Origin of the sequence: Paenibacillus sabuli (assembly GCF_014705605.1) — a bacterium.
GTDB lineage: Bacteria > Bacillota > Bacilli > Paenibacillales > Paenibacillaceae > Paenibacillus_D > Paenibacillus_D sabuli.
Map to the genome: position 1 here is coordinate 1 of NZ_JACXIZ010000076.1, position 13,848 is coordinate 13,848.

Below are 13,848 nucleotides of genomic sequence, written 5' to 3' on the forward strand. Positions count from 1 at the left end.
GGCAGGCCCACGTCCTGCGTCACGCTCGCCGCGCTGTCGCCCGGCGCGTACGTGATCGCCAGCGCCGCCTTGTCGTCCGCCACGGCTTCGGCGTCGGTCTGCGCCTGCCGGATCACCGTCAGCGCGAACGTCTGCGTATCACTCTCTCCACCCTTGCTGATCGTCGCCGTCAGCGTCACAGCCGCGTCGCTATCGGTGTACGCCGGGCGTACCACCGTGCCGTCCGTATCGATCACGCCATCCTCACTGCTCGACCACGTGATCGTCGTGCCGCTCGAGCCGCCGGTCGGCAGGCCCACGTCCTGCGTCACGCTCGATGCGCTGTCGCCCGGCGCGTACGTGATCGCCAGCGCCGCCTTGTCGTCCGCCACGGCTTCGGCATCGGTCTGCGCCTGCGGGATCACCGTCAGCGCGAACGTCTGCGTATCACTCTCTCCATTCTTGCTGATCGTCGCCATCAGCGTCACACTCGCGTCGCTCTCGGTGTACGCCGGGCGCGTCACCGTGCCGTCGACGTCGATCACAGCGGTGTCACTGCTCGACCACGTGATCGTCGTGCCGCTCGAGCCGCCGGTCGGCAGGCCCACGTCCTGCGTCACGCTCGCCGCGCTGTCGCCCGGCGCGTACGTGATCGCCAGCGCCGCCTTGTCATCCGCCACGGCTTCGGCGTCGGTCTGCGCCTGCCGGATCACCGTCAGCGCAGACGTCTGCGTATCACTCTCTCCACCCTTGCTAATCGTCGCCGTCAGCGTCACGGCCGCGTTGCTCTCGGTGTACGCCGGGCGCGTCACCGTGCCGTCGACGTCCACCACAGCATCATCGCTGCTCGTCCACGTGATCGTCGTGCCGCTCGAGCCGCTCGTCGGCAGGCCCACATCCTGCGTCACGCTCGATGCGCTGTCGCCCGGCGCGTACGTGATCGCCAGCGCCGCCTTGTCGTCCGCCACGGCTTCGGCATCGGTCTGCGCCTGCGGGATCACCGTCAGCGTGAACACCTCCGTGTCGCTCTCCGCTCCCTTGGCGATCGTCGCCGTCAGCGTCACGGTCGCGGCGCTCGCGGTGTACGCCGGACGCGTCACCGTGCCGTCCGTGTCCACCACCGCATCGTCGCTGCTCGACCACGTGATCGTCGTGCCGCTCGACCCGCCGGTCGGCAGGCCGACGTCCTGCGTCACACTCGCCGCGCTGTCGCCCGGCGCGTACGTGATCGCCAGCGCCGCCTTGTCGTCCGCGACCGCCTCCGCGTCGGTCGGACCGGAATCGACCTGGATGCCGGTCGTGCTTGGCACCGTGTAGGCGAGCGGAGCAGGACTGCTGTCTGCAGCCTTGATCGTCGCGCCGCCCGGCAGCGTGATCGCATTGTCTACGCCGATGCCATCCTCATCCAGCAGACCTGCGGCCACTTCATATTCGAAGGTCAGCGACTGCAGCGCCGTTCCGCGCGCGCCCGTATAGTCCGCCTCCACGGTCTGCGTCGATCCGGCGTTGCCGATCTCGAGCGCGATGACCGGATCGCCTGTGACCGTCACCTCGTCGGCGTAGCTGATCGTGAATGCCAGGACGTCATCGCGACCGTACGTCCCGTCGGCAGGCACCGCAATTGACAAGGGCACGATCTCGGCCTCGAAGGCCGCGATCGCGGCCAGCAGCGCATCCGTCGCATCGGCGAGCGGCTGGGGATCGACGTTCTCCAGCTCGTCCGCCACGGATTGGGCTGCCGGCAGCGCAGCGACGAGCGTATCCCGGGCCGTCTGCGGTACCTCGCCGGCGGCCGTGCCGGCGGGATGCGCATCCAGCAGGTCCGCCGCCAGATCCAGTCCATCCAGGAGCGGCTGACCATAGCGTTGGAAGCTGTGATCATTCGCTGCAGCGTAGCTCTCCGCGGTCGAGCCCGGATAGCCAATAAGCGTCAAATCATCCGATTGGCCATAAAACTGGTTGGCTCCAATCGTCGTCGATGGGTTCAAGAAGGTGACTTCGGCCAAATAATAGCCGCCAAATGCAGTGTCGGCAAGCGAAGTCACACTCCGCGGGAAGACAAGCGAAGGCAACCGGTTGTTCAAAAAGGCATCGGCGCCAATCGACTCCAGTCCCTCCGGCAGCTCCAGGCTGGTGATCCAGTTCGATTGAAACGCCTCCGCGCCGATTGAAGTCAGTCCGTCGGGCAGCACCACGCTTGCCAGTTGATTAAACTGAAAGGCGCCTGGACTGACGGTCGTCACGCCATTCGGCAGCACAATGCCGGTCAACTGATTGTTGCGAAACGCATCTGTGCCGATGGCGGTCACGCTATCCGGCAGATCCACACCGGTCAACTGATTGTACGAAAATGCTCCGTTTCCAATCGTCGTCAGCCCATCCGGGAGGCTTAGCGACGATAAGTTGGCATAACTGAACGCATAATTGCCAATGCTCGTCACTTGATCGGGAATGACCAGCGAGGTGAGCTGCTGTGCCCACGCAAATGCCGAATTTCCAATCGTCTGCAGGTTATCCGGCAACGTCACGGAGGCCAGGTTGAAATTCGAAGCGAAGGTATTGTTGCCAACGCTCGTCACCTGATCCGGAATGGTTACACTGGTTAACCGGTTGCTCTGAAACACACCGTTCGCCATGCTGGTCACGCCGTCCGGCCAGTCAAAGCTGGTCAACTGATTGGCCATAAACGCGCTGGCTCCAATGGTTGTGACCGAATCGGGGATCGTAATGCTGGTCAACGCATTGGCTTGAAAAGCACCGCTGCCGATTACGATCAGGCTGTCCGGGAGGACGACGGAGGTCAATGATTTGGAATAAAAGGCTAGGGAGCTAATCTCCGTGACCTCGTATTCGTCGCTAGCTCCCACCCGCTCGGGAATGACAATATCGGTGTCCGTCCCGTTGTAGGCCGCGATCCTTGCGGTCGCTCCGTTGACATAATACGTAAACGGTCCTTCTTGCGCCGCTTCCGCCACTTGGGGCGGCGTCAGCAAGGCGCTCTGCAGCAGCAAGAGCAGCAGCAGTCCGGCCGTTCCCGCCCTTTTCCAGCCCTTACGGGAACGCCGGTGTCTCCTCCTTACTAGACTTTGCATGCGTTGCATCATACACCTTTCCTTGGTATTCACTTGCTCGTCTCCATTGCTTTTTGGTGCCTGCCCCTCCTTTACCTGTGCGAATTGCCGATATTCAGGTCCTTGCCCGGCTACGCTCCCCAGTGTAGCAAAGGCCCGTGAACAAAAAATGAAAGAACCTCCCGCTCCACCGCGAGGTGGTGCGAGAGGTTCTGTAGAAGAGGGTCTGGTCAAGAGGTCTGCGCCTCCCGATGCTCCGGCGCGGCCGGGAATTCGATAAAAAACCGACTGCCTTCGCCGGGCGCGCTCTCCACCCGCAGCCGCCCTCCGCTGAGGCGCAGGAACTGCCGCGTCACGAACAAGCCAAGCCCCGTGCCGCGCTCGCCCTCCGTGCCCGGGAACGACTCGAAGCGCCTTTCGTCGAACACGGCGGTCAACTGCTCCGCCGACATCCCCACGCCCTGATCGCGAATTTCGAGCGTGACGACCGGTCCTGCCAATGTCGCCTTGAGCTGTACGCCTGAACCGCGCCGGGAATACTTGATCGCATTGGACAGCACATTGCGCAGGATCAGCACAGCCGCTTCCCGGTCCACCATCACCGCCGTGCGCTCCGGCACATCCAGCCGCAGCTCGATGCGCTTGGCTCTGCTCTTGACGAGCAGCAGGCGACTGGCTTCCCGGACCAGCTCGGCCAGCTCCAGCGGCGCAGGATGCAGGACGATGCCTTCCTTTTGCCCGCGGAACCATTCCAGCAGGTTCTCGACCATCGTGTAGGTGCCGCGAATCTGCTCGCTCAGCGCCTCGATGACCTCTTCGTTGTCGGGGCCGTATAGATGCTTGTCCTCCTCCAGCACCTCGATCAGATTGACCTGCACCGCCAGCGGGTCGCGGATATCATGCGAGACGACGGTGAACAATTGATCCTTCATCTGATTGAGCCTTGCGATCTGCTCCATCCGGCGCTGCCGCTCCGTGATGTCGACGAGCACCGATACCGAGCCCAGCTTGCGCTGACGCTGGGACAGCAGCGGATACACCTTGACCATATAGATCCTGGAGTCTGCCCCCGTGCCCGCCGCAATCTCCAGATTGGCCGCTTCCATGCTGCGGCACGCCGCCGCCCACTCGCTCCACGGCGCGAGCAGCTCGGGGGCGTGCTGACCGAGTATGAGCTGCGGGTCGAACAGCGGCCGCAGATGCGGATTGCTGTCAATGATTTTGCCGCGATGATCGACAATCAGGATGCCTTCCTGCATCGTCTCCACGACGACATTGCGCGCCATCGGCACGATCGAGAACAGCTGGTTGCGAAAGGCGATCCACAGCATCGCCATGCCGAATACCCCGGTATAGACCGAGATCGGCAGCAGCCATGGAGACAACCCCGGCAGCGCGAACTTGACGATCGCGACAAGGAACGACATCGTGCCGAGCCCCACCAGCCAGATGCCCGGCTTGCGAATCTCGGGGCGGGCGCGCGCGATATGTCGGATCAGGTAATAGACACAGACGATCAGCACCGTATAACAAGCTACGTTGAAGGCGATGCCGTAAGGGGTCTTGGTCAGCTCCAGATAGCCGTCCACGAGGCGAGGGGGATTGTCTACCAGGCCGAGCTGCGGATTGAGCCAGACCAGTGCGACCTGCGCGCCGAATACAAGCAGCAGCGCCAGATGCCAGCGCGGCTTGAGCCACTTGTCCTTGCCCAGCAGATCCAGCACGCACAGCACCATCAACGGCACGATAAGCGTAAGCGCAGACTGGTGAATATTGCGATACAATACCTTGGCCGCCAACGTATCGCTGGACAGCTCCAGAATGACCGAGCAGGCAAAAACAACCCGGCACATTACGACCCACATGAAATAGCGCACGCCCCGCTCGCGACGGTAGATAAAGGCGTATGTAAAAAATGCAAGCATCATGATTGCGGAGACGACAAGCGCCGTATAGATCAGCATCCTTCGCCCTCAAGCCTCGTGCGCCATCGCACGCAGTCTGCGGTACTGCTGCTCCAGCTCGCTCGGCACAGCCACGCCAAGCTCTTGGCGGTACAGGCCCGTAAAATGACTGTAATGCTTGCGCAGCGCAGCGTGATCGCGCAGCTCGCCGTAAACGCGCAGCAACAGCACATTGGCCTCCTCGTCCAGCTCGTTGCGCTGCGCCAGCCGCGTCGCAGGCGGCAGCGCCTGCTCCGGAGAGCGGCACTGCAGCAGCCAGCCGACGAGCCGCTTGGCGAACTGATTGTACAGCTTGCCCAGACGCGAGCGCTCGGTCAGCGCCCACATATAGGACTTGTCCTCGTACAGATCGCCGGCATAGCGCTGCTCCCAGTGCAGCGCCTCCGCCACATTGTCCGCATGCAACACGTCGAGCCCCTCGACGAAGGCTTCGAACTGTACAAAATCGACCTCGAGCTGGGCGTAATCCAGCCGGAACTGGTCCTGCGACGAAATGACCGCATTGCGCAAGCCGTGCGGATGCAGCGCCTGACGCAGCTGATAAGCCGCCGTATTGAGATACGTGCGCGCATTCTCCTCCGCCATATCCATGAAGAGCTCCTCAAGGATTCGGCTTTTGGACACGTACCGGCCGCGGCCGAGCAGCAGATAGGCAAACAGCTCGGCGCTTTTTTTGGAGCGCCAGCGCACCGCGCCGGCGGCAGCGCTGGATACATCCAGACCGCCCAGCGCCTGCACCTGCAGACGGGTCTGCGTCTCGGCGGCCGCAGCAGCCGGAGACGCCTGCACCCGCCGCTGGACCGCCCGCGCCACCGTCTGCTGCAGCCGCTCGCGCGAGATCGGCTTGACCATATAGTCAAGCGGATAGATGTCGAACGAATCGATGGCGAATTCCTTGTGCGAGGTGAGGAATACAAGGTCCATGTCGCTGTTCCCCTCACGCAGCCGACGCGCCAGCTCCAGACCGTCGTCTCGGCCAATCTTGATATCGATAAAAGCCAGATCGAAGCTCGACCGGGCAATCGCATCCAACGCTTCATCTGCGCTTTGGCAGCAGGCCGCCGTCCGCACATCTTCGAGCTTGGCGAGCATGCGCTTCATGACTGTCAGCATCGCCCGTTCATCGTCAATGACTAGTACCCGCATGATTCCCTTCCCATCCGAGCTTCCTTACTCGCGCTCCGTTTGGGTTTATTTTACCATAGACAGGGGTACGCTGCGGATCCTTATTTCAGCCCGGACACGTTCATGCCCTCGACAATGTACTTCTGGAAGAAGGCGAAGATGATCAGGATCGGCACCACCATGAACGTCGCGCCCGCCATCTGCATGGCGTAGTTGGTCGCATACTGCCCCTTGAGCAGCGCCAGACCGACCGAGAGCGTATACAGCGACTCGTCATTGGCGACGATCAGCGGCCACAGGAAGCTGTTCCATGCCGCGATGAAGGTCAGGATTACCTGCACGGCCAGGATCGGCTTGGCCATCGGAATGATCAGCTTGAAGAAAATGTAGAGTTCGCCGCCGCCGTCGATCCGGGCCGCCTCCAGCAGCTCGTCGGGTATCGTCGTCATGAACTGGCGGATCAGGAAGATGTTGAACGCCGCGATCAGCCCCGGCAGGATGATGCCGGGCATCGTGTTCGTGAGCGACATCTCGTTGAGAATGAGATACACCGGGATCATCGAGACCTGACTCGGGATCATCATCGTCGACAGCACGAGCAGGAACCAGGCCTCCCTGCCCTTGAACGCATACTTGCCGAAGCCGTAGCCCGCCATCGTGTTGAACAGCAGGCCGACCATCGAGAACAGCACGATGATGATCGTATTGCGCAGATAGATGCCGAAGTTCATGTTGCGGAACAGGTCGAGATAATTGGTGAACGTGACCTCCTGCGGAAAGAGCGTCGGCGGGATCGCCAGCACCTCGCGCTCCGTCTTGATCGAGCTCAGCACCATCCAGATGAACGGGATGGCGACGAGCAGACCGCCGACGACCAGCAGAATCGTCACGATGATCCGGTCGCGTCTGGGATGATAAGCACTCGTCTCCATGCTGCGTCACCTCACTTCGTCTTCGGATTGGCGGAACTTGAACTGAATCAGCGTCATGATGATAATGAAGATGAACAACACGAACGAAGCAGCAGCGGCGTAGCCGAATTGGCTGTACTGGAAGCCTTCCTGATAGATGAACAGCGCCATCGACAGCGTGCCGTCCAGCGGCCCGCCCTCGGTCATGACGAACGGCTCCTCGAAAAATTGCAGCCAGCCGATCAGCGTCGTCACCGTGACGAAGAAAGTCGCATACCGCAGGGACGGAATCGTGATGTAGAACAGCTTCTGCCAGCGGCTCGCGCCGTCGATATCCGCCGCTTCGTAGTAGCGCGACGGGATCGCCTGCAGCGCGGCGAGGAAGATGATCATATTGATCCCGATGCCCTTCCACACGGCGAGCAGGATCAGCGACAGCTTGGCGATCAGCGGGTCCTCCAGCCAGGGAACATCGCCGATGCCGACGTAGCCGAGCAGCGTATTGAACAAGCCGTAGTCCTGGTTGTACAGGAAGCCCCACACGACCGCGATCGCGACGATGTTGGTGATCGAGGGCATGTAGTAGACGACGCGGAACACGGAGAACAGCTTGCTCGTCGCAAAATTAAGCAGCAGCGCCACCGTCAGCGCGCACAGGATGACCAGCGGCACGCCGATGATCACGTAGAAGAACGTGTTCAGAATCGATTGCAAAAACACCCCGTCATCCAGCAGCACCGCAAAGTTGTTGCCTGCGTTGAAGCGAATCGACGACCAGTTGGCCAGACCGCGCAGATCAAGATCGGTGAAGCTGATGACGAGCGAGATGACGATCGGAATGATCGAGAACACAATGAGCAGCACGATCGCCGGCATGATGAACAGGTAGGGGACAGCACTTTTTTTCACATCTTCCACCTCCTCGGGCGCTTGGTGTTATCTGGACAGGATGCTGTCCGCTTCGTCGCGAAAGCGCTCCAGCGCTTCATCGAGCGGCGTGCCGCCGACGTTGATGCGCTCAATCGCCTTGCGCAGCTCCGTCGCGATCCGCTCGTACTGGCCGATCAGCGGCGGCGCCTTGACATGCTGCATCTGCTCCTGGAATACGCCGAGCATCTCGTCCTCGGCCAGCGCCGGCGTATCCCAGGCCGACTTCACCGCGGGCAGCGCCTTGGAGACGTCGTACCACTCGGTCTGTGTCTGCGGGTCGGCGAGATACGAGATGAAGGCGAGCGCCTCCTCGACATGTGGCGAATTGTGGAACACCGTCATATGCGCGCCGCCGATCAGCGAATCGCGCGTCTCGCCCTCGGGCATGAGCGTCACATTCCACTGTCCCTCCAGCTCGGGCGCCTGATCCTGGATCGTCCGCACCATCCACGGCCCGCTGAAGAACATCGGCTTGATGCCTTGGCGGAACGCCTGGGTGATGTCCATGTCGTCGCTGACCGGCGCCTCGCCGCGGGCGAAGAAGCCCGTGTAGATGTCCATCGCGCGCACGAAGCCGGGCTCGGCGAAGCTCTCCGCGCCCGCCTCGATCTCATACTGCCAGCCCTGCTCCCACGCCAGCATGAACGGGAAGTTCTGATCCTGCTGATCGATGTCGAGCCCATAGCTGCGGCCGCCGCGCGCCGCCAGCTGACCGGCTGCGTCCTCCACCTCCTCCCACGTCTGCGGGCCTTCGGGGTAGCCGACGTCGGCGAGCAGATCGGTGCGGTAGAACAGCACGCGCGTATCGACATACCACGGGATGCCGATGATTTTTCCGTCGAATTCAGTGGACGAAGTCGCCCCCTCGAAGAAGTTGTCGCGCGCAAAATTCGGATATTCCTCCATATAGTCGGTCAGGTCCAGGAAGGTCTCGGCCTCGCCGAACTCCGCCACCCACGTCGTGCCGATCTGCAGCACGTCCGGGCCTTTGCCGGAGGCGACGGCCGTCAGCAGCTTGTCATGCGCGTTGGCCCATGGAATCGCTTGCACGTCCACCTGGATATCGGAATGCTCCTGTTCGAATGAGGCGGCGAACTCCTCCAGCAGCTTGCCTTCCTCCCCCATCGCCCATACCTTGAGCGTCGTTCGGCCCGCGTCCTGGCCGCTGCCGCCGCATGCGCTCAGGGTCACGGCCAGCAGCGCCAGCGCCGCAGCCTTCCATCCGTGTCTGGTCATGGCGTTCCCTCCTTCGTGAATGGTCAACGGACCGCTCGTCCTCTTCCAACTCAACTGAATACTAGGTTTCCATGGTTACTATAACCTTAAACCTCCCGCCAGCGGCCTGAAACGAAAAAAAGAACCCCTCTCGGGGTTCGAAAGCTGCGCAAAAGCGCGGATAAGGCCGGATTAGCGGATGCTCTCCAGCTCGTGGGCCAGGTCCTCGATCGTCGCCACGAACGAGCTCAGCTCCTGGGAGGCGGCTGCCTGGTTGCGCGCCAAAGTGCTCGTGCGACCGGAGGCATCCATGACCTCAGCCAGCACCGTCAGAATCTCCTGCAGCGCCTCCTGAATGACTTCGAGCGATTCCTTGGAATGCGCGGCGAGCTTGCGGATCTCGCCGGCGACGACGCCGAAGCCCTTGCCCGTCTCGCCGGCGTGGGCGGCCTCGATAGCGGCATTGAGGCCGAGCAGATGCGTCTGATCGGAGATGCCGCGCATCAGCTCGCCGACCTGCGTCAGTTCGCCGATCTTCTCCTGCAGCCGCTCGACCTTCTCATGCGATTGCTCCTGGATATCGGCCGTCCCCGTCGCCGCCTCGGCGACGGATTGGCTGCTGCTGTTGAGCTCCACGATCATCGCCGCCAGATCCTGCACGACCTTGCCCACCTGGGTCAAGGTCGCCTTGCGCTCCTCGTAGAGCGTCTGGATCTTCTGCTTCTCGTCATGCTCGTACGCCTCCAGCACGAGCTGCGAATCGAAGTTGAACATCTTGGAGAGCGCCAGCAAGAGCTGGTGCCAGGTCTCCGGCATCGACGCGCGCAAGGCCTGGAGCGCGATGTCGAGATACTGCATGTATGTACCGAGATACCAGTCCGTCGTCAGCCCGATCCGGGAATGGACGCGTCCGATCTGCAGCCGGCGTTCGACGAAGGCTTCGTCAATCCGCCCGTCCGTCATCGTCATGAAGTACCACTTCTGCGTCTCCTTGAGCCGCTCGATCGTGGAATGGTCGTCGATCAGGCGGAGCATTTCGGGCTGTGCGGCAATATGGGCATACAGCCGCTCCACCACGGTGTCCGCCACGGCCTCGAACCGGGGCCGGTGCCGCTGCAGCAGGGCCAGATCCTCTTCCGTCAGGCCAATATAGCGAAGCTGCTTGCGGCGAGCTTCATTTACGTCAATCATCGTCTCCCCTCCTGGATCGATTATACCATCTTTCGCCAGCAAGCGACGACAAAAAACAAGGCCGCTCCCGTTGCGAGAGCGACCCGAATCCCTACCGTGGTTACCGCCGCAGCGCCTCCACGACCGTCCGAATGCCGTAAGACTGCCCGATCGGCCCGTAGCCGAGCGCCAGCGAGCCATCGATATCATAGACATGCCCGTCCTGCACTGCCGGCAGGCTCTTCCACACCTCGGTGCCGGTCCACGTATCGGTAAAAGCCGCTAGCGAGGTATCCAGCTTGTTGAAGTACCCGAGGAACAGATGATCGGGGCCCAGCGTGCTCAGCCCTTCCAGCGAGAGCTGCCCGCCCTCCGCCATGACCGCGTCATCCGGCGGCGTCAGCCCCAGACGGTCATAGTACAACCCGGTATACTGAATGCCTTGCAGCCAGACCGTATCCTCGCGCACCTGGGTAAAAGCGACTGTGCCCTCTACGCCGGCTAGCGCCTCGCGCGCCGCTTCCACGCGGCTGTCGAAGTCCGCGATATAGGCGGAGGCGGCCTCCTCCTGCCCCAGGAGCTCGCCGAATACCGTCACCAGCGCCGGCCAATCGGTCCACACGTCGGTCTGCGCCTCGTCGATGATGACGGTCGTCGCGATCTTGCGCAACTCGGCCGCGATCTCCGCATTGACGCTGCTGCCGCCGATGATCAGATCGGGGTCGAAGGCCAGCAGCGCTTCCATGTTGACCTGCTGATTCTCCCCGACATACGTCACCTCCCGCCCCTCCACATAGGGCTGGTATTCCTCGCCCTGCAGCGCCGATTGCCGCTCCGTGAACGGCAGCGCGAACGCCGTCTGCGGCATGTCGAAGATCAGGGACGGATCGATGTAGCCCCAGTGTACCACCGCCACGCGCTCGGGCTGCGCTTCGATCACCACTTCGCCCTCTGCGTCCGTGATCGTACGCGGGAAATCCGCTTCTTCCCCGCCAGTCGCCGCTTCCGTCGTTCCTTGGCCTATCGCTTCGTTGGTCGGCGTTTCGCCGTTCCGCTCCCCATTACCCGCATTTCCGCAAGCGGCGAGCACCAGCATGACGCCCGCCAGCAACAGCCCCGCAAGCCATAACGGCCGATTTTTCCGCATTGTCCCAGCACCTGACTTTCTCGTTGTATGATCGATAACGATTCTCATTATCGAATAAACAATAGCATGATTCGTCCGGTCTTGGAATGGACAATTTCCCGTTTGGGAAATGGATCATTTCATCTAAGCAGGAAGATAATTGGGATGGCGTCCGCCACAATGACCACAATCAAGAGCGGCGCCTGCTGGGCGCGGTGCCGTGATGCTTTTTGAACAGCCTGCTGAAATAATACGCATCTGCGTACCCGACGCTGCGCGCAACATCCGCTACGGTGAAGTCGCCGGTATCGAGCAACTCGCAGGCGCGGTTCATGCGGCAACGGATCAGATAGTCGATCGGCCCGCGGCCGACATGCTTGCGAAATTGGTGCGAGAAATACTTCGGCTTCATGCCGCAGCGCGCAGCCAGCTCCGCCAGCGTCAGCGGCTCGGCATAGTGACGGCGGATATAGCGGATCGCCTCCTCCATCGCCGAGTAGCTCGCCTTGCTGCGCGCGCGGCGACCGGACTGCAGCAGTTGGCCGAGCAATTGATAGAACAGCGTCTTCTTCTCCAGCTGTCCGAGCTGATCCGGCGCCGCCGCGGTATGCTGTAGCCGCTCCAGCAGCTGCAGCACGGACGGCTCCAGCGGACAATCGAGCTCGTTGACCGCTGTCAGCAAGCGCGCCTGCTCCGGCGCCGGGGACGGCTCGTCGGGCAGGTAGTGGACGAGCCCATACTCGAAGCCTTCAGGTCCGGTCTCGATGACCATGCGCCGGCCGGCGCCCCCGAGCAGCGCACGGCCCGGCGCCAGCGCGCAGACCCGACCGTCGTCGTAGCGAAAGGCCGCCTCGCCCCGCAGCGCAATCAGCAGCCCGCTGTATGCGGTCGGCTTGTGCATATGGCCGTCGTACAGCGGTCCCGGCGCCAGATAGGTCCGATAGACGCCGTACAGCCGCAGCGGCACCGCGACGAGCGCGCCGGCCAGTTGCTCCTCTTGCATCCCTACCTGCCTCCCACTGTGCGTTGTGCGTTATGACCCATTATAGCATATGGGAAGGGCCGAATGGACGAGTTCACTAGACCCGCGAGACCCGCGCGTCCGTTACGACTCGGCGTAGTCCTTGGACATGCTGCGGAAGAAGGCCTCATATGCTATACTTGATGAAAGTCATGCTTCCGACGTCGTTCATCTTCTCACAATTCATTTACTCATTTTAGAATCGGGGGGCCAATAATGACCAAGAGCATTTGCTATCGAATCAGCATATATTTTGTGCTGGTTGCTATCGTGCTGCACAGCTACATGTATACGCCCGTAGCGTCCGCCGCCACAGCCACTACCTGCGCGGAGGTCAAGTCCGATCTTCCCGCTGCCGCCGACGGCAATTATGTGTTGCATATCGACGGACACGACATTGAAGTGTACTGCCACGATATGAACGGCACGCCCATGGAATATATTAATCTCTTCTTCTCAGGAACAAGCGACAACTTCTCCAGCTATCCGGCAGATACACACGGGAGCACCGATCCCGGCGTCGTCACCATCTTTCACAAGCTGCGCCTGGATGTGACGACGCTGATGGTCGACACCACCAATTACACCTTTGCCCAGAGCGAGGGCTATAACTCTCACGGCAATCGTTACGAAATTCCCTATGCCGTTGCAAGAGCCTGCGACGCTTTGGGTGTCCCCGGTTATGCCAATATCAACCTGAAAGGCACGCCTTTCACGGTGGAACCTGGGCAATTCACAGCTGGCGGCCTCGTAGATTCCCATGCTGCTAACTACTCAGCTTCCGACCAGGTTGTCGACCTTTCGGTAGTCGGCTTCTGCGCCTGGATTGCGCCCGAAAGCACGTATGAGGCGCCCGGCGGCAGCGTGCTGCAGCTGGCGACGGTGGACGATCCCGTGGTCACATCCATCGAGCCAGTTCTCCTTACTGTTCCCTACGACACGGACGCGAGCCAATTGAACCTGCCCGATCAGGTGGAGGTGTCGTTGAGCAACGGAACCACATCCATGCAAGACGTCTCGTGGAGCACCTCCACTCCGACATACGACAAGACTCAGTCCGGGAGCTATACCTTCACGGGAAGCATTGACACACTGCCTCCGGGAGCCGTCAATATGGGGGGGCTTGAGGCGACAGCCGTCGTGACCGTGCTCTCCCCTTCCATTGCGAGTGTCGACGCGCTGGCCGATATACCCGTCCCGTACGGCACGGCCCTGGCGGACGCGGGACTGCCCGCCAGCGTAGGCGTCACCCTGCAGGACGGCAGCAGCGGCAGCGCCTCCGTCGCCTGGGACGGCGGCGCCCCCGCCTACGATCCGGACGCCGCGGGCAGCTACA

The 13,848-nt window shown here is 61.8% G+C and carries 10 protein-coding genes; 1 reads left to right on the forward strand and 9 read right to left on the reverse strand.

Translation table 11 applies throughout. The features are described 5' to 3' along the window. The 9 genes from IDH44_RS25615 to IDH44_RS25655 all read right to left on the reverse strand — a co-directional run. The coding region (locus IDH44_RS25615; RefSeq protein ID WP_190921666.1) for an immunoglobulin-like domain-containing protein at positions 1 to 3,083 on the reverse strand (3,083 nt) is incomplete at its 3' end. A gap of 197 nt (positions 3,084 to 3,280) precedes the next feature. After that, positions 3,281 to 5,014 carry a sensor histidine kinase gene (locus IDH44_RS25620; protein ID WP_190921667.1) on the reverse strand — a complete coding sequence of 578 codons (1,734 nt, stop codon included), beginning with the start codon at positions 5,012 to 5,014 and terminating at the stop codon, positions 3,281 to 3,283. A gap of 9 nt (positions 5,015 to 5,023) precedes the next feature. Beyond that, positions 5,024 to 6,160, reverse strand: coding sequence for a response regulator (locus IDH44_RS25625; RefSeq protein WP_190921668.1), 1,137 nt, complete (start codon positions 6,158 to 6,160; stop codon positions 5,024 to 5,026). Between the two features lie 80 nt (positions 6,161 to 6,240). Next, positions 6,241 to 7,071, reverse strand: coding sequence for a carbohydrate ABC transporter permease (locus IDH44_RS25630; protein ID WP_190921669.1), 831 nt, complete (start codon positions 7,069 to 7,071; stop codon positions 6,241 to 6,243). Between the two features lie 6 nt (positions 7,072 to 7,077). After that, complete coding sequence (locus tag IDH44_RS25635) at positions 7,078 to 7,968, reverse strand: carbohydrate ABC transporter permease (RefSeq protein ID WP_397326849.1); 891 nt, start codon at positions 7,966 to 7,968, stop codon at positions 7,078 to 7,080. A gap of 18 nt (positions 7,969 to 7,986) precedes the next feature. Continuing rightward, on the reverse strand, positions 7,987 to 9,216 hold the full coding sequence (locus tag IDH44_RS25640) for a sugar ABC transporter substrate-binding protein (protein WP_190921670.1): 1,230 nt from the start codon (positions 9,214 to 9,216) through the stop codon (positions 7,987 to 7,989). Positions 9,217 to 9,387: 171 nt separating this feature from the next. After that, positions 9,388 to 10,386: a globin-coupled sensor protein gene (locus IDH44_RS25645; protein WP_190921671.1), complete on the reverse strand. Its 999-nt coding sequence runs from the start codon at positions 10,384 to 10,386 to the stop codon at positions 9,388 to 9,390. 100 nt (positions 10,387 to 10,486) lie between these two features. Continuing rightward, a complete protein-coding gene (locus tag IDH44_RS25650) occupies positions 10,487 to 11,512 on the reverse strand; it encodes an ABC transporter substrate-binding protein (protein WP_190921672.1) in 1,026 nt (341 codons plus the stop codon). A 169-nt stretch (positions 11,513 to 11,681) separates the two neighbouring features. Then, the gene (locus IDH44_RS25655) at positions 11,682 to 12,494 is read right to left on the reverse strand and encodes an AraC family transcriptional regulator (protein ID WP_190921673.1); all 813 of its coding nucleotides are present in this window, start codon (positions 12,492 to 12,494) and stop codon (positions 11,682 to 11,684) included. A gap of 234 nt (positions 12,495 to 12,728) precedes the next feature. On the opposite strand from IDH44_RS25655, the gene IDH44_RS25660 reads away from it, so the two are divergent. Continuing rightward, positions 12,729 to 13,848: GON domain-containing protein (locus IDH44_RS25660; protein WP_190921674.1), on the forward strand; the 1,120-nt coding region annotated here is incomplete at its 3' end.

What these genes read in the sequence shown, in the direction of transcription:
- IDH44_RS25620 (WP_190921667.1), bottom strand. Translation starts at nt 5,014, where the DNA reads ATGCTGATCTATACGGCGCTTGTCGTCTCCGCAATCATGATGCTTGCA.
- IDH44_RS25625 (WP_190921668.1), bottom strand. Translation starts at nt 6,160, where the DNA reads ATGCGGGTACTAGTCATTGACGATGAACGGGCGATGCTGACAGTCATG.
- IDH44_RS25630 (WP_190921669.1), bottom strand. Translation starts at nt 7,071, where the DNA reads ATGGAGACGAGTGCTTATCATCCCAGACGCGACCGGATCATCGTGACG.
- IDH44_RS25640 (WP_190921670.1), bottom strand. Translation starts at nt 9,216, where the DNA reads ATGACCAGACACGGATGGAAGGCTGCGGCGCTGGCGCTGCTGGCCGTG.
- IDH44_RS25645 (WP_190921671.1), bottom strand. Translation starts at nt 10,386, where the DNA reads ATGATTGACGTAAATGAAGCTCGCCGCAAGCAGCTTCGCTATATTGGC.
- IDH44_RS25650 (WP_190921672.1), bottom strand. Translation starts at nt 11,512, where the DNA reads ATGCGGAAAAATCGGCCGTTATGGCTTGCGGGGCTGTTGCTGGCGGGC.
- IDH44_RS25655 (WP_190921673.1), bottom strand. Translation starts at nt 12,494, where the DNA reads ATGCAAGAGGAGCAACTGGCCGGCGCGCTCGTCGCGGTGCCGCTGCGG.